The organism is Streptococcus mitis (assembly GCF_946188695.1).
GTDB lineage: Bacteria > Bacillota > Bacilli > Lactobacillales > Streptococcaceae > Streptococcus > Streptococcus mitis_DF.
This window is the reverse complement of the sequence record NZ_CAMHWI010000001.1, coordinates 25,836-50,636: the sequence shown is the minus strand read 5'-3', so window position 1 is coordinate 50,636 and position 24,801 is coordinate 25,836. Positions and strand designations below refer to the sequence as shown.

At 40.9% G+C, this 24,801-nt stretch carries 16 protein-coding genes; all 16 read left to right on the top strand.

Translation table 11 applies throughout. The features are described from left to right. The first annotated feature begins 33 nt into the window (after positions 1-33). The 16 genes from N8L33_RS00160 (at position 34) to addA (ending at position 24,796) form a co-directional block, all read left to right on the top strand. Complete coding sequence (locus N8L33_RS00160; protein WP_261057973.1) at positions 34-624, top strand: thymidine kinase; 591 nt, start codon at positions 34-36, stop codon at positions 622-624. After that, the gene (gene prfA / locus N8L33_RS00155; protein ID WP_173218343.1) at positions 621-1,700 is read left to right on the top strand and encodes a peptide chain release factor 1; all 1,080 of its coding nucleotides are present in this window, start codon (positions 621-623) and stop codon (positions 1,698-1,700) included. The genes N8L33_RS00160 and prfA overlap by 4 nt, the downstream gene beginning before the upstream one ends. Beyond that, the gene (gene prmC, locus N8L33_RS00150; RefSeq protein WP_261057972.1) at positions 1,700-2,536 is read left to right on the top strand and encodes a peptide chain release factor N(5)-glutamine methyltransferase; all 837 of its coding nucleotides are present in this window, start codon (positions 1,700-1,702) and stop codon (positions 2,534-2,536) included. Before prfA ends, prmC begins: the two co-directional genes overlap by 1 nt. Next, positions 2,520-3,122, top strand: coding sequence for an L-threonylcarbamoyladenylate synthase (locus N8L33_RS00145; protein ID WP_261057971.1), 603 nt, complete (start codon positions 2,520-2,522; stop codon positions 3,120-3,122). The genes prmC and N8L33_RS00145 overlap by 17 nt, the downstream gene beginning before the upstream one ends. 1 nt (position 3,123) lies before the next feature. Continuing rightward, positions 3,124-3,555, top strand: coding sequence for a GNAT family N-acetyltransferase (locus tag N8L33_RS00140; protein ID WP_261057970.1), 432 nt, complete (start codon positions 3,124-3,126; stop codon positions 3,553-3,555). A 62-nt stretch (positions 3,556-3,617) separates the two neighbouring features. Then, complete coding sequence (gene glyA, locus N8L33_RS00135; RefSeq protein WP_261057969.1) at positions 3,618-4,874, top strand: serine hydroxymethyltransferase; 1,257 nt, start codon at positions 3,618-3,620, stop codon at positions 4,872-4,874. Positions 4,875-4,881: 7 nt separating this feature from the next. Continuing rightward, positions 4,882-5,856, top strand: coding sequence for a nucleoid-associated protein (locus tag N8L33_RS00130; RefSeq protein WP_261057968.1), 975 nt, complete (start codon positions 4,882-4,884; stop codon positions 5,854-5,856). Then, positions 5,856-6,470: a cell wall hydrolase Pmp23 gene (gene pmp23, locus N8L33_RS00125; protein WP_061439446.1), complete on the top strand. Its 615-nt coding sequence runs from the start codon at positions 5,856-5,858 to the stop codon at positions 6,468-6,470. Before N8L33_RS00130 ends, pmp23 begins: the two co-directional genes overlap by 1 nt. Before the next feature lie 72 nt (positions 6,471-6,542). Next, positions 6,543-7,517, top strand: a complete 975-nt coding sequence (locus N8L33_RS00120; RefSeq protein ID WP_261057967.1) for a DUF1002 domain-containing protein — start codon at positions 6,543-6,545, stop codon at positions 7,515-7,517. A gap of 215 nt (positions 7,518-7,732) precedes the next feature. After that, the gene (locus tag N8L33_RS00115) at positions 7,733-9,124 is read left to right on the top strand and encodes an APC family permease (protein WP_219966701.1); all 1,392 of its coding nucleotides are present in this window, start codon (positions 7,733-7,735) and stop codon (positions 9,122-9,124) included. 341 nt (positions 9,125-9,465) lie between these two features. Then, the gene (adcAII, locus tag N8L33_RS00110) at positions 9,466-10,383 is read left to right on the top strand and encodes a zinc-binding lipoprotein AdcAII (RefSeq protein WP_000744916.1); all 918 of its coding nucleotides are present in this window, start codon (positions 9,466-9,468) and stop codon (positions 10,381-10,383) included. 7 nt (positions 10,384-10,390) lie between these two features. Beyond that, positions 10,391-13,405 carry a pneumococcal-type histidine triad protein gene (locus N8L33_RS00105; RefSeq protein ID WP_261057966.1) on the top strand — a complete coding sequence of 1,005 codons (3,015 nt, stop codon included), beginning with the start codon at positions 10,391-10,393 and terminating at the stop codon, positions 13,403-13,405. A 162-nt stretch (positions 13,406-13,567) separates the two neighbouring features. Next, on the top strand, positions 13,568-16,693 hold the full coding sequence (locus N8L33_RS00100) for a pneumococcal-type histidine triad protein (RefSeq protein WP_261057965.1): 3,126 nt from the start codon (positions 13,568-13,570) through the stop codon (positions 16,691-16,693). A 379-nt stretch (positions 16,694-17,072) separates the two neighbouring features. Continuing rightward, a complete protein-coding gene (locus tag N8L33_RS00095; RefSeq protein ID WP_261057964.1) occupies positions 17,073-17,744 on the top strand; it encodes a CPBP family intramembrane glutamic endopeptidase in 672 nt (223 codons plus the stop codon). Between the two features lie 129 nt (positions 17,745-17,873). Beyond that, a complete protein-coding gene (gene rexB, locus N8L33_RS00090) occupies positions 17,874-21,149 on the top strand; it encodes an ATP-dependent nuclease subunit B (RefSeq protein ID WP_261057963.1) in 3,276 nt (1,091 codons plus the stop codon). After that, a complete protein-coding gene (gene addA / locus N8L33_RS00085) occupies positions 21,146-24,796 on the top strand; it encodes a helicase-exonuclease AddAB subunit AddA (protein WP_261057962.1) in 3,651 nt (1,216 codons plus the stop codon). Before rexB ends, addA begins: the two co-directional genes overlap by 4 nt. Positions 24,797-24,801: the final 5 nt, after the last annotated feature.

Here is a 24,801-nt window from a genome sequence, read left to right as displayed (position 1 = left end):
CAAAAATTTAGAAATGGACGTGAAGCAAGAAACATGGCACAGTTGTATTATCGTTATGGGACCATGAACTCTGGTAAGACGATTGAGATTCTCAAGGTGGCCTATAACTATGAGGAGCAAGGAAAAGGTGTTGTGATTATGACCTCGGCTCTGGATACGCGTGACGGTGTTGGTTATGTGTCGAGTCGAATTGGCATGAAACGCCCTGCCATTGCGATCGAGGAGTCGACGGATATCTTCGGCTATATCCGAGATTTACCAGAAAAACCTTACTGTGTGTTGGTCGATGAAGCCCAGTTTCTCAAGCGTCACCATGTTTACGATCTAGCTCGTGTTGTTGATGAGTTAGACATACCTGTCATGGCTTTTGGCTTGAAAAATGACTTTCGCAATGAACTGTTCGAAGGTTCCAAGTATCTCTTGCTCTTAGCAGACAAGATTGACGAAATCAAGACCATCTGTCAGTATTGTAAGAAAAAGGCGACTATGGTTTTGCGAACACAGGATGGACTGCCCGTTTATGACGGTGAGCAGATCCAGATTGGTGGTAATGAAACCTATATCTCGGTTTGCCGTAAACATTATTTTGCCCCTGAAATCAATAAGGAGAATGAAGAAAAATGAACATCTATGATCAACTACAAGCTGTAGAAGACCGTTATGAAGAATTAGGAGAGTTGCTCAGTGACCCAGATGTCGTCTCAGACACCAAGCGTTTCATGGAGCTTTCCAAAGAAGAGGCTTCTACTCGTGATACGGTAACAGCCTACCGTGAGTACAAACAAGTCCTTCAAAACATCGTTGATGCTGAGGAGATGATTAAGGAATCAGGTGGCGATGCGGACTTGGAAGAAATGGCCAAGCAAGAACTCAAAGATGCCAAGGCTGAAAAAGAAGAATACGAAGAAAAACTGAAAATCTTGCTCCTTCCTAAAGATCCAAACGATGACAAGAATATCATCCTTGAAATCCGTGGCGCGGCTGGTGGTGACGAAGCAGCACTTTTCGCTGGAGATTTGCTAACCATGTACCAAAAGTATGCGGAAGCCCAAGGCTGGCGCTTTGAAGTTATGGAAGCCTCTATAAACGGTGTCGGTGGTTTCAAAGAAGTGGTTGCTATGGTTTCTGGTCAGTCTGTATACTCTAAACTCAAGTACGAATCAGGTGCTCACCGTGTGCAACGTGTCCCTGTGACAGAAAGCCAAGGCCGTGTTCATACTTCGACAGCGACAGTTCTTATTATGCCAGAAGTGGAAGAGGTTGAATACGACATTGATCCAAAAGACCTTCGTGTCGACATCTATCATGCCTCTGGTGCTGGTGGACAGAACGTCAATAAGGTTGCGACTGCCGTTCGTATCGTTCACTTGCCAACCAATATCAAGGTTGAGATGCAGGAAGAACGTACCCAGCAGAAGAACCGCGAGAAGGCTATGAAGATTATCCGTGCGCGTGTTGCTGACCACTTTGCTCAGATTGCACAAGACGAACAAGACGCTGAGCGTAAGTCAACAATCGGTACTGGTGACCGTTCAGAACGGATTCGTACTTATAACTTCCCACAAAACCGTGTCACAGACCACCGTATCGGCTTGACTCTCCAAAAACTAGATACGATTTTGTCTGGTAAATTGGATGAGGTTGTGGATGCCTTGGTGCTCTATGACCAAACACAAAAATTAGAAGAATTAAACAAATAATGAAATTAGCTCAATTATTTTCAGATTTTGAAGAAGAGTTGATAAGACAAGGAGAGGAAGCTGAAAGCCTCTCTTTTGTCTATCGTAGCCTGAAAAATCTATCTTTTACGGACTTTGTTTTTGCCCTCCAGCAGGAAGTGACGGAAGAGGAAGAAGTATTTGTAAAAGGAATTTTCCAACAGTTAGCAGCTCATAAACCGGCACAGTACATCATTGGACAGGTAGATTTTTATGGATTGCAGTTAAAAGTTGATGAGCGAGTATTGATCCCTCGTCCAGAAACAGAGGAGTTGGTGGAGCTTATCCTGGCTGAAAATCCTGAGACGAATCTTTCAGTTCTGGATATTGGAACAGGTAGTGGAGCTATTGCTCTCGCTCTAGCAAAAAACAAACAAGATTGGTCAGTGACAGCAGCAGATATTTCCCAAGATGCTTTAGATGTAGCTAGCGAAAATGCTAAAAATCAAAATCTTCAAATATTTTTAAAAAAATCTGACTGTTTTACAGAAATTTCTGAAAAATATGATATAATTGTTTCCAATCCACCCTATATCTCTCGTGAAGATGAGTCAGAAGTCGGTTTGAATGTTTTGCATTCGGAGCCTCATCTAGCTCTCTTTGCAGACGAGGATGGCCTAGCTATTTACCGTAGAATTGCAGAAGATGCAAAAGACTATCTCAAAGATGGTGGTAGGATTTACTTTGAAATTGGATACAAGCAAGGTCAAAGTGTTACTGAACTTTTTAGGAAACAACTTCCTGAAAAGCGAGTTCGAACACTCAAGGACCGGTTTGGTCAAGATAGGATGGTTGTCGTTGATGATAAACAAGATTAGACAAGAGTTGGAAAATGGTGGAGCTGTCGTTCTGCCTACAGAGACTGTTTACGGTCTTTTTGCCAAGGCTCTAGACGAAAAAGCAGTTGATCATGTATACCAACTTAAACGTCGACCTAGAGACAAGGCGCTTAACCTCAATGTTGCCTCTCTAGAAGACATCTTGCACTTTTCAAAAAATCAGCCAGCTTATCTACAAAAACTTGTCGAGACCTTTTTACCAGGTCCCTTGACCATTATTCTCGAAGCCAATGACCGAGTTCCATATTGGGTCAATTCTGGTCTTGCAACTGTTGGATTTCGGATGCCCAGTCACCCTATCACACTGGATTTAATTCGAGTGACAGGACCCCTGATTGGACCGTCTGCCAATATTTCAGGTCAGGCAAGTGGAGTAACCTTTGAACAAATTCTGAAGGATTTTGACCAAGAGGTTCTGGGTCTGGAAGACGATGCTTTTCTAACTGGACAGGATTCAACTATTTTGGATTTGTCGGGAGATAAGGTGAAAATCTTACGCCAAGGGGCCATTAAGCGAGAAGATATTCTTGCTCGGTTGCCAGAGGTTTCTTTTGAGGAGGAATGAGATGCTCAGAAATTTAAGAGAAACTGATGTGAAAGCTATATGTGATATCAACCAAGAGGCTTTGGGCTATTCTTTTAGTTCAGAGGAAACGGCTAGTCAATTAGCTAGACTATCTCAGGATTCCCATCATTTCCTTCTTGGCTATGAGGATGAAGCTAGTCATGTCTTACTTGGCTATGTCCACGCTGAGGTCTATGAATCACTTTATTCTAAAGCAGGATTTAATATTTTAGCCTTAGCAGTTTCACCTCAAGCGCAAGGTCAAGGTATTGGTAAAAGCTTACTGCAAGGGTTGGATCAAGAAGCAAAAAGACGTGCTTATGGGTTTATCCGCTTAAACTCTGCCGATCATCGTCTGGGTGCTCATGCATTTTATGAAAAAGTTGGTTATACTTGTGATAAAATGCAAAAACGGTTTATTCGCATCTTTTAGTTTGATTTTCTAATAAGAAAGTGAAACTAATGGACTAGTCACACAATAAAAGGAGAAGACCTATGATTTTTGACAAAGATGATTTTAAAGCATATGATGCTGATCTCTGGAATGCTATTGCCAAAGAAGAAGAACGCCAACAAAACAACATTGAGTTGATTGCTTCGGAAAACGTAGTTTCCAAGGCTGTTATGGCAGCTCAAGGGTCTATCTTGACGAATAAATACGCCGAAGGTTACCCAGGACGCCGTTATTATGGTGGAACAGATGTAGTAGACGTGGTAGAATCTCTAGCCATTGAACGCGCAAAAGAAATTTTCGGTGCAAAATTTGCCAATGTCCAACCACACTCAGGAAGTCAAGCCAACTGTGCGACTTACATGGCCTTGATTGAACCAGGTGATACGGTTATGGGAATGGATTTGGCAGCAGGTGGACACTTGACCCACGGAGCTCCAGTTAGCTTCTCAGGTCAAACCTACAACTTTGTGTCTTACAGTGTTGACCCTGAAACAGAACTCTTGGATTTTGATGCTATCTTGAAACAAGCCCAAGAAGTAAAACCAAAATTGATCGTAGCAGGTGCTTCAGCCTATTCTCAAATTATCGATTTTTCAAAATTCCGTGAAATTGCTGATGCTGTTGGAGCTAAGCTCATGGTAGATATGGCTCATATCGCTGGTTTGGTTGCTGCTGGTCTTCACCCAAGTCCAGTACCATACGCTCATATCACGACAACAACGACTCACAAAACCCTTCGTGGACCTCGTGGTGGTTTGATTTTGACTAATGACGAAGAACTTGCTAAGAAAATCAATTCAGCTATTTTCCCAGGTATTCAGGGCGGTCCTTTGGAGCATGTTGTGGCAGCTAAAGCTGTTTCTTTCAAAGAAGTCTTAGATCCAGCCTTCAAGGAATATGCTGCTAATGTTATCAAGAACAGCAAGGCTATGGCAGCTGTCTTCTTGCAAGACCCTGATTTCCGTATCATTTCTGGTGGAACTGAAAACCACCTCTTCCTAGTGGATGTGACTAAGGTTGTAGAAAACGGAAAAGTTGCTCAAAACTTGCTGGATGAAGTCAATATTACCCTAAATAAAAACTCAATTCCTTACGAAACCTTGTCACCATTCAAGACAAGTGGGATTCGTATTGGATCTGCAGCCATTACTGCGCGTGGATTTGGTGAAGAAGAAAGTCGCAAAGTGGCTGAACTCATCATTAAAACCCTTAAAAATGCAGAAAATGAAGCTGTCTTAGAAGAAGTGAGAAGTGCAGTTAAAGAATTAACAGATGCCTTCCCATTATACGAGGACTAGAACTTTTATGGACATTTATATTAAGAAAGCCATTATTCACCAGTTCAGTCCGGATGATACCGAGCTGTTCCTAGCGGATAAATTTCTCAATATTACTCCAAAAATCGAAGAATACTTGCGTAAAAAAATTGAACGTGTGTATTCAGATGAAGCCAAGACTGGGATTTTCGAGGAAGAAAATCCCTTCTTCAATCATATCACAGACGATTTGTTGGAGACATCAGTAACACTGGCTAATCTCTGGAAAGAGGAGTTCAGCATTTCAGAAAATCTCAAGACCAATGACTTGATTTTTGTACAATTTTCTAAAGAAGGTGTAGAACATTTTGCTTTCTTACGAATTGCCCTGCGGGAAACCTTGACCCACCTTGGTGGAGAAGTTGATAATCCAATCAAGCTGACTCAGAATAACTTGCCTGGATTTGGAACAGGGGCTGATGAGGCCTTGGTGGTTAATCTTCAGAGTCGCAAGTACCATCTGATTGAAAAACGAATCAAGTACAACGGGGATTTCTTGAACTATTTTTCAGAAAATCTTCTTGCTGTCACCCCTAAAATTTCACCCAAGAAATCTATCAAAGAACTGGAAAAAACAGCTCAGAGAATTGCTGAATCTTTTAATACAGATGATTTTCAATTTCAATCCAAGGTAAAATCAGCGATTTTCAATAACCTGGAAGAAAGCAATGAATTGTCGCCTGAGAAATTGGCCAATGACCTTTTTGACAATAATCTGACGGCTCGTTTGAGCTTTATTGACCAAGTCAAAGAAGCCGTACCAGAACCAGTTCAATTTGATGAAATTGATACTAGTCGCCAATTAAAGAAATTTGAAAATCAAAAACTCTCCTTGTCAAATGGAATTGAGCTCATCGTTCCCAATAACGTCTATCAAGACGCCGAGTCTGTTGAGTTTATCCAAAATGACAATGGAACCTACTCTATCTTAATCAAAAATATCGAGGATATCCAAAGTAAATAATGTTTAAACGAATTCGAAGAGTGCTTGTACTAGCAGTCTTCCTTTTTGCTGGCTATAAAGCTTATCGCGTTCACCAAGATGTCAAGCAAGTCATGACCTATCAACCCATGGTGCGAGAAATCTTGAGTGAAAAAGACACCCCAGCAAACGAAGAGCTTGTGCTCGCTATGATTTATACTGAAACAAAAGGAAAAGAAGGCGATGTTATGCAGTCTAGTGAGTCTGCAAGTGGTTCCACCAACACCATCAATGATAATGCCTCTAGCATTCGGCAAGGTGTTCAAACTCTGACAGACAATCTCTATCTGGCCCAGAAGAAGGATGTAGATGTCTGGACGGCTGTTCAAGCCTATAATTTTGGACCTGCCTATATCGATTTTATCGCCCAAAATGGCAAGGAAAATACCTTGGCTCTGGCCAAACAGTACTCTCGTGAGACTGTTGCTCCCTTGCTTGGTAATACCACTGGAAAGACTTATAGTTATATTCACCCTATTTCCATTTTTCACGGTGCCGAACTCTATGTAAATGGAGGAAACTATTACTATTCTAGACAGGTGCAACTCAACCTTTACATCATCAAATGTTTCACTCTCTTTTCGACATCTGGCTAGCCCAGGTGTTTTTTTATAAGTTTTCTTTAAGATAGATATATTACTCTAGAAAGGTAAAGGAGGAAATTCCCTATGAGAAAGAAACTCTTTCTGACTAGTGCTGCGGTCTTGTGGGCAGTAACAGCTATGAATAGTGTCCATGCAGCAACAGATGTTCAAAAAGTCATCGATGAAACCTATGTTCAACCTGAATATGTCCTAGGTTCATCATTGTCTGAAGACCAAAAAAATCAAACCCTTAAAAAACTGGGCTACAATGCCTCAACAGACACCAAAGAACTCAAGACCATGACACCTGATGTCTATTCTAAGATTATGAATGTTGCCAATGATTCTAGCTTACAATTGTATTCATCAGCCAAGATTCAAAAGCTAGGTGACAAATCACCACTTGAGGTCAAGATTGAAACACCAGAAAACATTACTAAGGTGACGCAGGATATGTACCGCAATGCGGCCGTAACTTTGGGTGTGGAACACGCCAAAATCACTGTAGCAGCACCTATTCCAGTTACAGGTGAGAGTGCTTTAGCAGGGATATACTATTCTCTAGAAGCTAATGGAGCCAAGGTGCCACAAGCCAATAAAGATTTGGCTCAAGAAGAGCTAAAGGCTTTGTCTGATATCAATGCTGAAAACAAGGACAAAACTGGCTATGATGCTAATAAATTAAACGTTGCCCTAGCCGATATCAAGTCAGGACTTGCCAAAGCTAAAGAAAGCAAGGGAAATCTGACAGAGGAAGATGTCCGTAAAATCGTTGAAGATACCTTAAAAAATTACAAACTTGATCAGGTGATAACAGGAAACCAGATCAATATCATCATCAATTTTGCTTTGAATCTCTCAAAGAGTGATATCCTCAGCAATGCAGACTTCACTAAAACCTTAAAGGACCTGAAACAAAGCATTGTATCACAAGCTGGCGACAGTTTTAAAAATATCAACCTTAACTTTGATGCTGATAAGGCGCTAGAAGAAGGTGGTAACTTCTTAAGCTCCCTCTGGCAAGCCATTGTCAACTTCTTCAAGAGTTTTGGTTCTTAATACTCTTCGAAAATCAAATTCAAACCACGTCAACATCGCCTTGCCGTACTCAAGTACAGCCTGCGGCTAGTTTCCTAGTTTGCTCTTTGATTTTCATTGAGTATAAGCTATTACAAAAAGGTAGTCAGATTTTTTCAGAAAAATGTTTTATAAATATTCACAAATCTCCTATATTTATGGTAAAATAGAATCATCATTTTATTTTGGAGTTAAAGATGAATATATTTAGAACAAAAAATGTTAGTTTAGATAAAACGGAGATGCATAGGCATTTGAAGTTATGGGATTTGATTTTGCTGGGTATCGGAGCCATGGTAGGGACAGGTGTCTTTACAATAACAGGTACTGCAGCCGCAACTCTAGCGGGTCCAGCCCTAGTGATTTCAATTGTCATTTCTGCCTTGTGTGTAGGATTATCAGCCCTCTTTTTTGCAGAATTTGCTTCGCGAGTACCCGCTACAGGTGGTGCCTACAGTTATCTTTATGCTATTTTAGGAGAATTTCCTGCCTGGTTGGCTGGTTGGTTAACCATGATGGAGTTCATGACAGCCATATCTGGTGTGGCTTCGGGTTGGGCAGCTTATTTTAAAGGCTTGCTTTCTCAATATGGGATAGCCCTTCCTCAGGCTTTAAATGGTACCTTTAATCCTCAAGCAGGAACATTTGTTGATTTATTGCCTATTCTTGTCTTGGTCTTGGTGACTTCGCTTGTTTTACTAAATGCCAAGGCAGCCTTACGCTTTAATTCTATTCTAGTTATTTTGAAATTTTCCGCTTTAGCTCTCTTTGTTTTAGTAGGAATTTGGCATATTAAACTTGACAACTGGAGTAATTTTGCTCCTTATGGTTTTGGACAAATCTATGGTGCTAGTACTGGTATTATGGCTGGTGCGTCCTTGATGTTCTTCGGCTTTTTGGGATTTGAATCCATCTCTATGGCCGTAGATGAGGTCAAGACTCCTCAAAAAAATATTCCTAGAGGGATTGTCTTATCGCTTTCTATCGTAACTATTCTTTATGCCTTGGTGACGCTTGTCTTAACTGGTGTGGTCCATTATAGCCATCTAAATGTCGACGATGCCGTTGCCTTTGCCCTTCGTAGCGTTGGGATCAGTTGGGCAGCCAACTATGTGTCATTGGTGGCTATCTTGACCTTGATTACAGTTTGTATTTCGATGACCTATGCCCTATCGCGTATGATTTACAGTTTAGCGCGTGACGGATTGATGCCTGCCGCCTTTAAAGAACTAACGAAGACTAGCAAGGTACCAAAGAATGCTACTATCTTGACAGGTCTAGCTTCAGCAGTAGCTGCAGGAATATTCCCACTAGCCAGTATAGCAGCCTTCTTAAACATTTGTACCTTGGCCTACTTGATTATGCTTGCTTACGGCTTGATTCGCTTACGGAGAGAAAAGGGAATGCCCAAAGCTGGAGAATTTAAAACACCACTGGTACCATTATTACCAATTTTATCAATCATCATTTGTTTGTCCTTCATGTTGCAGTATAATATGGAAACTTGGATTGCTTTCCTAGTTGCGTTGTTAGTAGGAAGTATTATTTACTTCACTTATGGCTATAAGCATTCTACCATAGAAGAATAATACTCTTCGAAAATCTCTTCAAACCACGTCAGCTTCGCCTTGCCGTATGTATGGTTACTGACTTCGTCAGTTTCATCTACAACCTCAAAAACATGTTTTGAGCTGACTTCGTCAGTTCTATCTGCAACCTCAAAGTCGTGCTTTGAGCAGCCTGCGGCTAGCTTCCTAATTTGCTCTTTGATTTTCATTGAGTATATAAAGTGAGAATCTGTTGAGTTGTTGAAACTCAGCAGATTTTTATATGTGAAAGAAATTTCAATTTTTTTCTTAAAATAGCTTGACAGATTAAATTTTTAGGAGTAGAATGTTTACCAGTTAATTAAATAGTTAAGGGGTTATCCATGAAAAAACAAAGTTTATTTTTAGTATTGTTAAGTGTCTTTCTTTTGTGTTTAGGTGCTTGTGGTCAAAAGGAAAGCCAGACAGGGAAAGGGATGAAAATTGTGACCAGTTTCTATCCTATCTACGCTATGGTCAAGGAAGTATCTGGAGATTTGAATGATGTTCGGATGATTCAGTCAAGTAGCGGAATTCACTCCTTTGAACCTTCGGCAAATGACATCGCGGCCATCTATGATGCAGATGTCTTTGTTTACCATTCTCATACGCTAGAATCTTGGGCAGGAAGTTTAGATCCCAATCTAAAAAAATCTAAAGTTAAGGTTTTAGAGGCTTCTGAGGGAATGACTTTAGACCGCGTCCCAGGGCTAGAAGATGTGGAAGCAGGGGATGGAGTTGATGAAAAAACGCTCTATGATCCTCACACTTGGCTAGATCCTGAAAAAGCTGGCGAAGAAGCTCAGATTATCGCTGATAAACTTTCAGAGGTGGATAGTGAGCATAAAGAAACTTACCAGAAAAATGCGCAAGCCTTTATCAAAAAAGCTCAAGAACTAACTAAGAAATTCCAGCCTAAATTTGAAAAAGCGACTCAGAAAACTTTTGTAACACAACATACAGCCTTTTCTTATCTAGCGAAGAGATTTGGACTTAATCAACTTGGTATTGCAGGCATCTCTCCTGAACAAGAACCAAGTCCAAGACAACTAACAGAAATTCAGGAATTTGTTAAAACCTATAAGGTTAAAACGATTTTTACAGAAAGTAATGCTTCTTCAAAAGTAGCTGAAACTCTTGTCAAATCAACAGGTGTGGGGCTTAAAACTCTGAATCCTTTAGAGGCAGACCCACAAAATGACAAGACTTATTTAGAAAATCTGGAAGAAAATATGAGTGTTCTTGCAGAAGAATTGAAATGAGGAAAGAATGAAAATCAATAAAAAATATGTGGTGGGTTCGGTGGCAGTCCTTGCCCTAAGTGTTTGCTCCTATGAGCTTGGTCGGTATCAAGCTGGTCAAGTTAAGAAAGATTCTAATCGAGTTTCTTATATAGACGGTGATCAGGCTGGTCAAAAGGCAGAAAATTTGACACCAGATGAAGTCAGTAAGAGAGAGGGCATCAACGCCGAACAAATTGTTATCAAGATTACGGATCAAGGTTATGTGACCTCTCATGGAGACCATTATCATTACTATAATGGTAAGGTTCCTTATGATGCTATTATCAGTGAAGAACTGCTGATGAAAGATCCGAATTATCAGTTGAAGGATTCAGACATTGTCAATGAAATCAAGGGTGGCTATGTGATTAAGGTAGACGGGAAATACTATGTTTACCTTAAAGATGCGGCTCATGCGGACAATATTCGGACAAAAGAAGAGATTAAACGTCAGAAGCAGGAACATAGTCATAATCATGGAGGCGGTTCTAATGATCAGGCGGTAGTTGCAGCCAGAGCCCAAGGTCGTTATACAACGGATGATGGTTATATCTTCAATGCCTCTGATATCATTGAGGACACGGGTGATGCTTATATCGTTCCTCATGGCAATCACTTCCACTATATTCCTAAGAGTGATTTGTCTGCTAGTGAATTAGCTGCTGCCCAAGCCTTCTTATCTGGAAAAGGTGGTCAATTAAGTACGGTTGAATATCGTTCAAGTAGAGCTGAAACAAGATCTAGTGTGAGAACGAGTCCATCTGAGACACCTCAAAATCCTGCAACAGATTCTGAAAGTCAAAGTGAGGATTTAGCTAGTCTCCTTCAAGAATTGTACGCTTTGCCACTTAGCCAACGTCATGTGGAGTCTGATGGATTAGTATTTGACCCAGCACAGATTACAAAACGTACAGCCAATGGTGTGGCAGTTCCTCACGGAGATCATTTCCATTTCATTCCTTATTCACAAATGTCACCGCTGGAAGAAAAATTGGCTCGAAATCTACCAATTGGAGGTCAGCCAGTTCAAAGTCATTCTGACAATCCGAAAACAAGCAGTACAGAGAAACCAAGTTCAACACCAAGTTCACCGATTAAACCAAACTTTAATCTCAATACGCCGACACCGAATAGAGGAACTGGAGGCGCCTATACAACGGATGATGGGTATGTCTTTAGTCCGACAGATGTGATTGAAGATACAGGTGACGCTTTTGTTGTACCGCACGGAAATCATTTCCACTATATACCTAAGAGTGATTTGTCAGCAGGAGAATTAGCTGCCGCCCAAGCTTATTGGAATGGTAAACAGGGTTCTCATTCTTCTACAAGCTCAAGTAAACCAAGTAGTGATAATGCTAAACCAGCCCAACCAAGTTTGACAGAGAGTCCAAACCTGACTGTCACCCCAACATATCATCAAAATCAAGGGGAAGACATTTCAACACTTTTAAGTGAATTGTATGCCAAACCTTTATCAGAGAGACATGTGGAATCGGATGGTCTAGTCTTTGATCCGGCACAAATCATCAAACGTACAGCTAACGGTGTAGCAGTGCCTCACGGAGACCATTATCACTTTATTCCTTATTCACAAATGTCACCGCTGGAAGAAAAATTGGCTCGTATGATAGCTGTTAAGGGACAAAATGGCAGTGTCTTGCCAAGTATTACTCCTCTGAAGCCAGCCCCTACTACCAAACCTCTAGCACCAGTGGAAAATAAACCGACAGAATTTGATGTCAACCAGGTTGTTAGAAAAGTTGGTGATGGATATATTATAGAGGATAAGGGAGTCAGTCGTTATGTTCTTGCTAAAGATTTGGCCAAGGATAAGATTGACGCTATTGAAAATCTCTTGTCTAAGAAAACTCAAGAAACACACAATCTAGTTGCGAAGAAAGAAAATGTCGCTCCTCGTGACCAAGAATTTTATGATAAAGCATATAATTTATTGGCCGAGGCTCATAAAGCCTTGTCTGAAAATAAGGGTCGTATTTCTGATTTCCAAGCCTTAGACAAATTAGCAGAACGCTTGAATGATGAATCTTCTAATAAAGGAAAATTAGTAGACGATTTATTGGCATTCCTAGCACCAATTACCCATCCAGAGCGACTTGGTAAACCAAATTCTCAAATTGAATATACTGAGGCCGAAGTTCGTATTGCTCAATTAGCTGATAAGTATACAACGTCAGATGGTTACATTTTTGACGAACATGATATTATCAGTGATGAAGGAGATGCCTATGTAACGCCTCATATGGGTCATAGTCACTGGATTGGAAAAGATAGTCTTTCTGATAAGGAAAAAGCTGCAGCTCAAGCCTATACTAAAGAAAAAGGTATCCTACCTCCATCTCCAGATGCAGACGCTCAAGCAAATCCAACTGGAGATAGTGCAGCGGCCATTTACAATCGTGTGAAAGGTGAGAAACGAATTCCACTCGTTCGACTTCCATACATGGTAGAGCATACAGTTGAGATAAAAAATGGTAATTTAATCATTCCTCATAAGGATCATTACCATAACATTAAATTTGCTTGGTTTGATGATCACTCATACAAGGCTCCAAACGGTTATACCTTGGAAGATTTATTTGCGACGATTAAGTATTATGTTGAACATCCTGACGAACGTCCACATTCTAATGATGGATGGGGTAATGCCAGCGAGCATGTCTTAGGTAAGAAAGACCACAGTGAAGATCCAAATAAGAACTTCAAAGCAGATGAAGAGCCAGTAGAGGAAACACCTGCTGAACCAGAAGTCCCTCAAGTAGAGACTGAAAAAGTAGAAGCCAAGCTCAAAGAAGCAGAAGCTTTACTTGCTAAAGTAACAGATGCTAGTTTGAAAGCCAAAGCAACGGAAACCCTAGCTGGTTTACGAAATAATCTGAGTCTCCAAACCTTGGATAATAATGGTATCATGACAGAAGCAGAAAAATTACTTGCTTTGTTAAAAGGTAGTAATCCTACATCTGTAAGCAAAGAAAAATAAACTAATGAAAAATGAAAGTCTCGATAAAGAGGCTTTCATTTTTATTATGTATATACGAAAAATTCTTGACAAGTAATACTAAAAAGAGTAAACTATTAACTAGTTAATTAACCGGTTCATCGTTTTGTGGTGAATCAAATAGGCTTAAGAAAAGAGAAAAGAATGAAAATCAATAAAAAATATGTGGCGGGTTCGGTGGTAGTTCTTGCCCTAAGTGTTTGTTCCTATGAACTTGGTCGTTACCAAGCTGGTCAAGTTAAGAAAGATTCTAATCGAGTAGCTTATATAGATGGTGATCAGGCTGGTCAAAAGGCAGAGAACTTGACACCAGATGAAGTTAGTAAAAGAGAGGGAATCAACGCAGAACAGATCGTCATCAAGATTACGGATCAAGGTTATGTGACCTCTCATGGAGACCATTATCACTACTATAATGGGAAGGTTCCTTATGATGCTATCATCAGTGAAGAACTCCTCATGAAAGATCCGAATTATCAGTTGAAGGATTCAGACATTGTCAATGAAATCAAGGGTGGCTATGTGATTAAGGTAGACGGGAAATACTATGTTTACCTTAAGGATGCTGCCCACGCGGATAATATTCGGACAAAAGAAGAGATTAAACGTCAGAAGCAGGAACACAGTCATAATCATAATACAAGCACAGATAATGCTGTTGCTGCAGCCAGAGCTCAAGGACGCTATACAACGGATGATGGGTATATCTTTAATGCATCTGATATCATTGAGGACACGGGTGATGCTTATATCGTTCCTCATGGCAATCACTTCCATTATATTCCTAAGAGTGATTTGTCTGCCAGTGAATTAGCTGCTGCCCAAGCCTTCTTATCTGGAAAAGGTGGCCAATTAAGTACGGTTGAATATCGTTCAAGCAGGGGAGAAACAAGATCTAGTGTGAGAACTAGTCAATCTGAGACACCTCAAAATCCTGCAACAGATTCTGAAAGTCAAAGTGAAGATTTAGCTAATCTCCTTCAAGAATTGTACGCTTTGCCACTTAGCCAACGTCATGTGGAGTCTGATGGATTAGTATTTGACCCAGCACAGATTACAAAACGTACAGCAAATGGTGTGGCAGTGCCTCACGGGGATCATTTCCATTTCATTCCTTATTCGCAAATGTCTGCTTTGGAAGAAAAATTGGCTCGAAATCTACCAATTGGAGGTCAGCCAGTTCAAAGTCATGATGACAATCCGAAACCAAGCAGTACAGATAAACCAAGTTCAACACCAAGTTCAACGATTAAACCAAACTTTAATCTCAATACGCAGGCACCAAATCGAGGAACTGGAGGCGCTTATACAACGGATGATGGGTATGTATTTAGTCCGACAGATGTGATTGAAGATACAGGTGACGCTTTTGTTGTCCCGCACGGCAATCATTTCCACTATATACCTAAGAGTGATTTATCAGCAGGAGAATTAGCTGCCGCCCAAGCCTATTGGAATGGGAAGCAGGGCTCACATTCTGCTACAAGTTCAAGTAAACCAAGTAGTGATAATGCTAAACCAGCCCAACCAAGTTTGACAGAGACTCCAAACCTGACTGTCACCCCAACTTATCATCAAAATCAAGGGGAAGACATTTCAACACTTTTAAGTGAATTGTATGCCAAACCTTTATCAGAGAGACATGTGGAATCGGATGGTCTAGTCTTTGATCCGGCACAAATCATCAAACGTACAGCTAACGGTGTAGCAGTGCCTCACGGAGACCATTATCACTTTATTCCTTATTCACAAATGTCTGATCTAGAGCAGAAGATTGCAAGAATGATTCCACTTCATTATAGTTCAAGTCATTTGTTACCATCAAGACCAAATCTAATCCCTGCTCCAGAGCTTACCCCAGTACCAAGTCCGCAACCTACCCCAAATCCTCAACCAGCTCCAAGCAATCCAATTGATGGAAAATTGGTGAAACAGGCGGTTCGAAAAGTAGCTGATGGTTATGTCTTTGAGGAGAATGGAAACTCGCGCTATATCTCTACTAAGGAGCTTTCAGCAGAAACTGTTGTAGCCATTGATAATAAACTTGCTAAACAAGAAAGTTTGTCTCATGTGTTAGGAGCTAAGAAAAGTACCATCCCTTCTAGTGAGCAAGAATTTTACAACAAGGTTTATGATTTACTAGCAAGAGTTCATAAAGATTTGATTTCTAATAAAGGCCGTCAAGCTGATTTTGACGCTTTGGATACACTTTTGGAACGTCTTAATGATGTCTCAAGTGATAAGGTCAAGTTAGTTGATGATATTCTTACCTTCCTAGCGCCAATTACCCATCCAGAGAGACTTGGCAAACCAAATGCTCAAATTGCTTATACGGACGATGAAATTAAATTAGCGAAATTAGCAGGTAAGTATACAACAGAAGATGGCTATATCTTTGATCCTCGTGATATAACTAGCGATGAAGGAGATGCCTATGTCACTCCACATATGACTCATAGTCATTGGATTAAGAAAGAAAGTTTATCTGAAGCTGAAAGAGCAGCAGCTCAGGCTTATGCTAAAGAGAAAGGTTTGACGCCTCCTTCAACAGATAATCAGGGTTCAGGAAATCCTGAGGTTAAAGGAGTAGAAGCAATCTATAATAAAGTGAAAGCAGCTAAAAAGGTTCCACTTGATCACATGCCTTACAATCTCCAACATACTGTTGAAGTTAAAAACGGTAGCTTGATTATACCTCATTATGATCATTACCATAACATTAAATTTGCTTGGTTTGACGAAGGACTATATGAGGCTCCTAAGGGTTATAGCTTGGAGGATCTTTTTGCGACTGTAAAATACTATGTAGAACATCCAAACGAACGTCCTCACTCAGATAATGGTTGGGGAAATGCCAGCGACCATGTTCGTAAAAATAAGGCAGACCAAGACAGTAAACCTGATGAAGATAAGGAACATGATGAAGTAAGTGAGCCAACTCGCCCTGAATCTGATGAAAAAGAGAATCATGCAGGTTTAAACCCTTCAGTAGATGATCTTTATAAACCAAGCACTGATGAAGACGAGACAGAGGGAGTAGCTAACGATACAACAGACGAAGCTGAAGTCCCTCAAGTAGAAACAGAAAAAGTAGAAGCCAAACTTAAAGAAGTAGAAGCTTTACTTGATAAAGTAACGGATGCTAGCTTGAAAAACAATGTGACAGAGAGCCTAGCTGGTTTACGAAATAATCTGAGTCTCCAAACCATGGATAATAATGGCATCATGGCAGAAGCAGAAAAATTACTTGCTTTGCTAAAAGGAAGTTAGTCAGTTACGACGAAACCAGAAGCATAATTTTATCTTGTTAAATTAAAATGATGTAAGAGTCAGTAGCAATACTGGCTTTTATTTGTCTCGCTCCGTAAGGTTCAGGCTAACTAAACCACCTGATTTTTTGGGGGCTTTGGATTCATTTAGGAGAAATCAATCTATGTCCAAGGTTAGTAACTTAATTATAGGTCTTCCTTTGTTAGAGAAGATAATGGTAAAAGGGTAGGGGGTAATTGATTTTACAGTTTAGGATGTTTTGATGACAATTTATGATTTGAAGAGGATATTTTGTAAAGATATTCTATACTAAACTTGTTATGCAGTTAAGTAAACCATTATATTCAATAATCTAGCCAAGGAAAACAGAGGATTTAAGATGAAAAAACGGACTATTCAAATTTTACTAACATTGTCCTTAATTTTTTACAACTCAACTTGGTTTTGGAGGCTTTTCAATCATCTTGCAAAGTCCTATCTACCAGCAAGTCGTGAATTTTTTCAGATTCTGCTTTTGATGGAGAGTGGTGTTCTTTTGTCAGCAGTCATCTATCTACTAGTTTTTGCAGGAAAGCAAACTTTTCATTTTAAATGGCAGCCGAGGTACTTTATCTACCTTTTACTGGGCTATATCATTTTGTATATGTCGGACTTCCTCTTTTCGTATTTCATATCCACGTCTTCAAATCAAATTTCTTTGAATGAAACGATAGAAATGATAGGGAGACAGGAATTACCCTATTTCTTGCTCATAGCTTGCTTCATCGGCCCTATTGCTGAGGAATTGATTTATCGCGGTGTGCTTATGACAACCTTTTTCAAAAACTCGCCTTGGTACGGAGATGTCTTGCTTTCTGCTATTATTTTCGGTTATATTCATATCAATTTCGCTTTAACTCCTCTTGCTTTTTTCATTTATGCTAGTGGAGGTCTCATTTTGGCTCTATTGTATCGCATGACTAAAAATCTCTACTATCCAATACTAGTTCATATTCTCATCAATATCACTGCTTTCTGGAATGTGTGGTTACTCCTATTTTCAGGAAGTTAGCTTACTAAAACAATGTCGGAACTTTCCGGCATTTTCTTTTCAATAGATGAGCAAGAACTGATTATTTTCAGACTTGGGTGGCTAATCATGGTATAATAAAAGGTAATGAAAAATTCCAACGAGGCAGAGATGAAATTACTTTATACTGATATTCGGACTTCTTTGACTGAAATTCTAACTAGGGAGGCTGAAGAGCTAGTTGCTGCTGGCAAGCGGGTCTTCTACATTGCCCCCAACTCTCTTTCATTTGAAAAGGAACGCGCCGTGCTGACATGCTTGTCCCAGCGGGCTTCTTTTGCGATTACTGTCACGCGCTTTGCTCAAATGGCTCGTTACCTGATTTTGAATGACTTGCCTGCCAAGACCAGTCTAGATGACATCGGTCTTGGGATGGCCTTTTACAAATGCCTTGCCGAACTTGATCCTAAGGATTTACGTGTTTATGGAGCTATCAAGCAGGATCCTCAATTTATCCAGCAGTTGATTGAGCTTTACCACGAGATGACCAAAGCTCAGATGACTTTTTTGGACTTGGAAAGTTTGACGGATGAGGACAAGAGGGCCGATTTAGTCTTGATTTTTGAGAAGGTAATGGCTTATCTCAATCAAGGTCAGTTGGCTCAGGGAAGTCAATTGTCCCATTTGATTGAGGCTATTGAGAATAACAAAGTTAGTAGTGATTTTAGTCAAATCGCCTTGGTTATTGATGGATTTACCCGTTTTTCTGCTGAGGAAGAGCGGATTGTAGACTTACTTCACGGCAAGGGTGTTGAGATTGTCATTGGGGCTTATGCTAGTAAGAAAGCTTATACCAGTCCCTTTAGCGAGGGCAATCTCTACCAAGCCAGTGTGGAGTTTCTCCATCATCTAGCCTCTAAATACCAAACTCCTGCTCTGGATTGTTCTCAAACTCATGAGCAGATGGATAGTTTTGACAAGGCCTCTCGTTTGCTGGAATCTTCTTATGACTTTTCAGAGCTTATTTTAGATATCGATGAGAAAGACCGTGAAAACTTACAAATCTGGTCTTGTTTGACGCAAAAGGAGGAGTTGGAGCTAGTAGCCCGTAGCATTCGTCAGAAATTACATGAGAACTCAGATCTGAGTTACAAGCATTTTCGTATTCTCTTGGGGGATGTAGCTTCTTATCAATTATCTCTAAAAACGATTTTTGACCAGTACCAGATTCCTTTCTATCTTGGTAGAAGCGAATCCATGGCGCACCATCCCTTGACACAGTTTGTTGAGTCTATTTTGGCTTTGAAACGCTACCGTTTCCGTCAGGAGGACTTGATTAACTTTCTTAGAACAGGTTTGTATACCGACCTTAGTCAGGCTGATATTGATTCTTTTGAGCAATATATACGCTATCTTGGTATCAATGGCTTGCCAGCCTTTCAGCAAACCTTCACCAAATCCCACCATGGAAAATTTAATCTGGAACGTTTAAATGCTCTTCGTCTGCGTATTTTAACCCCTCTTGAGACTCTTTTTGCTAGCCGAAAACAAAAGACTGAAAATCTCTTGCAAAAGTGGAATTCTTTTCTAAAAGAAGGAGCTGTAACCAAGCAACTGCAAGATTTGACAGCCACTATGGAAGCTCTTGAACAGGAAAGACAAGCTGAAGTTTGGAAGGCATTCTGTCATATTTTAGAACAATTTGCGACTGTTTTTGCTGGTTCACCAGTTAGTATAGAAGACTTCCTAGCCTTGCTCCATTCTGGAATGAGCCTATCTCAGTACCGTACTATTCCAGCGACAGTGAACACCGTTCTGGTGCAGAGTTACGATTTGATTGCACCACTGACTGCTGACTTTGTCTATGCCATTGGGCTAACTCAGGACAATTTACCAAAAATCGCGCAGAATACCAGCCTTTTGACAGATGAAGAAAGACAAAATTTAAACCAAACGACTGAAGAGGGAGCGCAATTGCAGATTGCCAGCAGTGAAAACCTCAAGAAAAATCGCTACACTATGCTTTCCTTGGTCAATTCTGCTCGTAAGCAGTTGGTCTTGTCGGCTCCAAGCCTTTTTAATGAAAGTGAAAGTAAGGAATCGATCTATCTTCAAGAGCTGGTCCATTTTGGATTTAGTCGGAAAGAGAAGAGGATGAATCACAAAGGGCTGTCTAAAGAAGATATGGGTTCATATCACAGTCTTTTGTCTAGTCTGGTTGCCTATCACCAACAGGGCGAGACGAGTGATAGGGGGCAAGATTTGACCTTTGTCAAGGTTCTGTCGCGTGTTATGGGGAAAAAACTAGACCAGCAAGGTTTGGAAAATCCAGCCCTCCCAACCAGTCCAAGCAGTAAGCAGTTGGCTACGGACACCTTACAGGCTCTCTATCCTGCTGAACAGGAATTTTACCTGTCTACGTCTGGTTTGACGGAGTTTTACCGTAACCAATACAGTTATTTCCTCCGCTACGTTTTAGGCTTACAGGAAGAATTGCGCCTTCGCCCTGATGCTCGTAGTCATGGGAATTTCTTGCACCGCATTTTTGAACGGACCTTGCAATTACCTGACGAAAATTCCTTTGACCAACGTCTAGAACAGGCTATCCAAGAAACCAGTCAGGAACGGGAATTTGAAGCTATTTATCAGGAAAGTTTGGAAGCCCAGTTTACCAAGGAAGTTCTGCTTGATGTTGCACGGACGACTGGCCATATTCTTCGTCACAATCCAGCCATCGAGACTATTAAAGAAGAGGCAAATTTTGGTGGGAAAGAGCAGGCCTTTATTCAATTGGATAATGGTCGCAGTGTCTTTGTACGAGGCAAGGTTGACCGCATTGACCGATTGAAAGCTGATGGAGCGATAGGAGTAGTAGATTACAAGTCGAGTCTAATTCAATTCCTGTTTCCTCATTTCTTTAATGGACTCAATTCCCAGTTGCCAACCTATCTTGCTGCACTAAAAAGAGAAGGGGAGCAGAACTTTTTCGGTGCCATGTACTTGGAAATGGCTGAGCCTGTCCAATCTCTGATGGCCGTTAAAAGTCTAGCAGGTGCAGTAGTAGAAGCCAGCAAGTCTATGAAATACCAAGGCCTCTTTTTAGAAAAAGAAAGCAGTCATTTGGGTGAATTTTACAATAAAAACAAGGCTAATCAGCTGACAGATGAGGAATTCCAGCTCCTACTGGACTACAATGCCCATCTTTACAAGAAAGCAGCTGAGAAGATTTTAGCAGGCCAGTTCGCTATCAATCCCTATACTGAAAATGGCAGAAGCATTGCTCCATACGTTCAGCAACATCAAGCCATCACAGGATTTGAAGCCAATTACCACTTAGGTCAAGCCCGTTTCCTAGAAAAGTTGGACTTGGCTGACGGCAAGCGTCTGGTCGGAGAAAAACTCAAGCAAGCTTGGTTTGAAAAAATAAGAGAGGAGTTGAATCGATGAAGCCCATTCCCTTTTTAACTGAGGAGGAAATTCAAAAACTGCAAGAAGCAGAAGCGAATTCGAGTAAGGAACAGAAGAAAACTGCCGAGCAAATCGAAGCTATCTACACTTTTGGCCAGAATATCCTGGTCTCAGCATCGGCTGGTTCTGGGAAGACCTTTGTCATGGCCGAGCGTATTCTGGACCAATTGGCGCGTGGTGTCGAAATTTCTCAACTCTTTATCTCAACCTTTACGGTTAAGGCTGCGACAGAACTTAAAGAACGTTTAGAGAAAAAAATCAGCAAGCAAATCCAAGAAAGCAGCGATGTCGACCTCAAACAACACTTGGGTCGCCAGTTGGCAGACCTACCCAACTCTGCTATCGGAACCATGGACTCTTTCACACAAAAGTTCCTTGGCAAATACGGTTATCTACTTGATATTGCGCCTAATTTCCGTATTTTACAAAACCAAAGCGAGCAACTCCTTCTAAAAAATGAAGTCTTCCATGAGGTCTTTGAAGCCCATTACCAAGGTAAACAGAAAGAGAACTTTAGTCATTTGCTGAAAAATTTTGCTGGGCGTGGCAAGGATGAACGGGGACTGCGCCAGCAAGTCTATAAAATCTATGACTTCCTCCAATCTACCAGTAATCCTCAGAAATGGCTGAGTGAATCTTTTCTCAAAGGCTTTGAGAAAGCTGATTTTAGCAGTGAAAAAGAAAAACTGACCACACAAATCCAGCAAGCTCTTTGGGACTTGGAAAGTTTCTTCCGTTATCATCTGGATAATGATGCCAAGGAGTTTCCAAAGGCTGCTTATCTAGAAAATGTCCAGTTTATTCTGGATGAAATTGGCTCCTTAAATCAAGAGTCGGATAGTCAGGATTATCAAGCGGTGCTTTCGCGTGTTGTCGCAATTTCGAAAGAGAAAAACGGCCGAGCTCTGACCAATGCCAGTCGCAAGGCTGATTTGAAGCCACTGGCCGATGCCTACAATGAAGAAAGAAAATCCCAGATTGCAAAACTAGGACAACTAGCAGACCAGATAACAATTCTCGACTATCAAGAACGTTATCATGGAGACACTTGGAAACTAGCTAAAACCTTCCAAACCTTTATGAGCGATTTTGTGGAGGCTTATCGTCAGCGTAAACGTCAGGAAAATGCCTTTGAATTCGCTGATATCAGCCATTACACCATTGAGATTTTAGAGAAATTCCCGCAAGTCCGTGAAGCTTATCAGGAACGTTTCCATGAAGTCATGGTAGACGAGTATCAGGATACCAACCATATTCAAGAACGGATGCTGGAATTGCTATCTAATGGCCACAATCGCTTTATGGTGGGAGATATCAAGCAGTCCATCTACCGATTCCGTCAAGCAGACCCGCAGATTTTCAATGAGAAGTTCCAACGCTATGCGCAAAATCCAAAAGAGGGCAAGCTGATTCTCCTGAAGGAAAATTTCCGTAGTAGTTCAGAATTGCTGTCAGCAACCAATGATGTCTTTGAACGTCTCATGGACCAAGAGGTCGGCGAAATCAACTATGATAACATGCACCAGCTTGTTTTTGCCAATACCAAACTGACTCCTAATACAGACAACAAGGCAGAATTTCTTCTCTACGACAAGGGCGATACAGGTGAGGAAGAAGAGAGTCAAACAGAAACGAAACTAACAGGCGAAATGCGTCTGGTTATCAAGGAAATTCTTAAACTCCATAAGGAAAAAGGTGTTGCTTTTAAAGAAATTGCCCTTCTGACCTCCAGTCGCAGTCGTAATGACCAGATTCTTCTAGCCCTGTCTGAGTACGGGATTCCTGTCAAAACCGATGGAGAGCAAAACAATTATCTCCAATCCCTAGAAGTGCAAGTCATGCTAGACACCCTTCGTGTCATTCACAATCCTCTCCAAGACTATGCCTTGGTTGCCCTTATGAAGTCTCCTATGTTTGGCTTTGATGAGGACGAGTTAGCACGTTTGTCCCTTCAGAAAGCAGAGGATAAAGTCCACGAAAATCTCCATGAAAAACTGATCAATGCACAAAAAATGGTAACAAGCCAGAAAAACTTGATTCACACGGCTCTAGCTGAGAAACTAAACCAATTCATGGATATCTTGGCTTCTTGGCGCTTGTATGCCAAAACCCACTCCCTATATGACCTGATTTGGAAGATTTACAACGACCGCTTTTATTATGATTATGTTGGGGCTTTGCCAAATGGTTCTGCTAGACAGGCCAATCTCTATGCCCTAGCACTGCGTGCTGATCAATTTGAAAAGAGCAATTTCAAGGGCTTGTCACGTTTTATTAGCATGATTGACAAGGTCCTAGAAGCCCAGCACGATCTTGCAAGCGTGGCAGTCGCACCGCCAAAAGATGCAGTAGAGCTCATGACCATTCACAAGAGTAAAGGGCTAGAGTTTCCTTACGTCTTCATCCTCAATATGGATCAAGATTTCAACAAGCAAGACTCTATGTCAGAGGTCATTCTCAGCCGTCAGAATGGTCTTGGTGTCAAATATATTGCCAAAATGGATACAGGAGCAGTGGAAGATCACTATCCTAAAACCATCAAACTCTCCATTCCTAGTCTGACCTATAGGCAGAACGAAGAGGAATTACAGCTGGCAAGTTATTCTGAGCAAATGCGTCTCCTCTACGTTGCCATGACGCGTGCTGAGAAAAAGCTCTATCTTGTCGGTAAGGGATCTCGTGAAAAGCTGGAATCCAAAGAATACCCAGCAGCTAAAAATGGGAAACTAAATAGCAACACTAGACTTCAAGCAAGGAATTTCCAAGATTGGATTTGGGCTATCAGTAAAGTATTTGCCAAGGATCATCTCAACTTTAGCTATCGTTTTGTTGGTGAAGATCAGCTGACTAGAGAAGCTATTGGTCAGTTGGAAAACAAAAGTCCTCTCCAAGTTAGCTCCCAAGCAGACAATCGCCAGTCAGAAACCATTAAAGAAGCTCTTGAAATGCTGAAAGAAGTTGAAGTTTATAATACTCTTCACCGCTCAGCCATTGAACTTCCTAGTGTTCAAACCCCAAGTCAAATCAAGAAATTCTACGAACCTGTTATGGATATGGAAGGTGTTGAGATTGCAAGTCAAGGCCAGTCAGTAGACAAGAAAATCAGCTTTGATTTGCCAGATTTTTCAAGCAAAGAAAAGATGACAGGAGCTGAGATTGGTAGTGCCACCCACGAACTGATGCAGAGAATGGACCTCAGCCAGAGACCAACGCTTGCTAACCTGACAGAAACTCTCAAACAAGTTCAAACCAGCCCAGCTGTCAGAGACAAGATTAATCTTTCGAAAATTCTTGCATTCTTTGACACAGCACTCGGTCAGGAAATTATCGCTAATACCAACCATCTTTATCGCGAGCAACCTTTCTCCATGCTCAAACGAGACCAAAAGAGTCAGGAAGACTTTGTTGTCCGTGGAATCTTGGACGGCTATCTGCTTTATGAGGATAGAATCGTTCTTTTCGACTACAAGACAGACCGCTATGATGAACCAAGTCAACTCATAGATCGCTATCGTGGTCAGTTAGCCCTATACGGAGAGGCTTTATCTCGAGCCTATTCGATTGAAAATATTGAAAAATACTTGATTTTACTCGGTAAAGACGAAGTTCAAGTTGTAAAAGTATAATTTAG

What these genes read in the sequence shown, in the direction of transcription:
- N8L33_RS00140 (WP_261057970.1), top strand. Translation starts at nt 3,124, where the DNA reads ATGCTCAGAAATTTAAGAGAAACTGATGTGAAAGCTATATGTGATATC.
- pmp23 (WP_061439446.1), top strand. Translation starts at nt 5,856, where the DNA reads ATGTTTAAACGAATTCGAAGAGTGCTTGTACTAGCAGTCTTCCTTTTT.
- N8L33_RS00100 (WP_261057965.1), top strand. Translation starts at nt 13,568, where the DNA reads ATGAAAATCAATAAAAAATATGTGGCGGGTTCGGTGGTAGTTCTTGCC.
- rexB (WP_261057963.1), top strand. Translation starts at nt 17,874, where the DNA reads ATGAAATTACTTTATACTGATATTCGGACTTCTTTGACTGAAATTCTA.
- prmC (WP_261057972.1), top strand. Translation starts at nt 1,700, where the DNA reads ATGAAATTAGCTCAATTATTTTCAGATTTTGAAGAAGAGTTGATAAGA.
- prfA (WP_173218343.1), top strand. Translation starts at nt 621, where the DNA reads ATGAACATCTATGATCAACTACAAGCTGTAGAAGACCGTTATGAAGAA.
- N8L33_RS00145 (WP_261057971.1), top strand. Translation starts at nt 2,520, where the DNA reads ATGATAAACAAGATTAGACAAGAGTTGGAAAATGGTGGAGCTGTCGTT.
- addA (WP_261057962.1), top strand. Translation starts at nt 21,146, where the DNA reads ATGAAGCCCATTCCCTTTTTAACTGAGGAGGAAATTCAAAAACTGCAA.
- N8L33_RS00105 (WP_261057966.1), top strand. Translation starts at nt 10,391, where the DNA reads ATGAAAATCAATAAAAAATATGTGGTGGGTTCGGTGGCAGTCCTTGCC.
- N8L33_RS00095 (WP_261057964.1), top strand. Translation starts at nt 17,073, where the DNA reads ATGAAAAAACGGACTATTCAAATTTTACTAACATTGTCCTTAATTTTT.
- N8L33_RS00160 (WP_261057973.1), top strand. Translation starts at nt 34, where the DNA reads ATGGCACAGTTGTATTATCGTTATGGGACCATGAACTCTGGTAAGACG.
- N8L33_RS00130 (WP_261057968.1), top strand. Translation starts at nt 4,882, where the DNA reads ATGGACATTTATATTAAGAAAGCCATTATTCACCAGTTCAGTCCGGAT.
- adcAII (WP_000744916.1), top strand. Translation starts at nt 9,466, where the DNA reads ATGAAAAAACAAAGTTTATTTTTAGTATTGTTAAGTGTCTTTCTTTTG.
- N8L33_RS00115 (WP_219966701.1), top strand. Translation starts at nt 7,733, where the DNA reads ATGAATATATTTAGAACAAAAAATGTTAGTTTAGATAAAACGGAGATG.
- glyA (WP_261057969.1), top strand. Translation starts at nt 3,618, where the DNA reads ATGATTTTTGACAAAGATGATTTTAAAGCATATGATGCTGATCTCTGG.
- N8L33_RS00120 (WP_261057967.1), top strand. Translation starts at nt 6,543, where the DNA reads ATGAGAAAGAAACTCTTTCTGACTAGTGCTGCGGTCTTGTGGGCAGTA.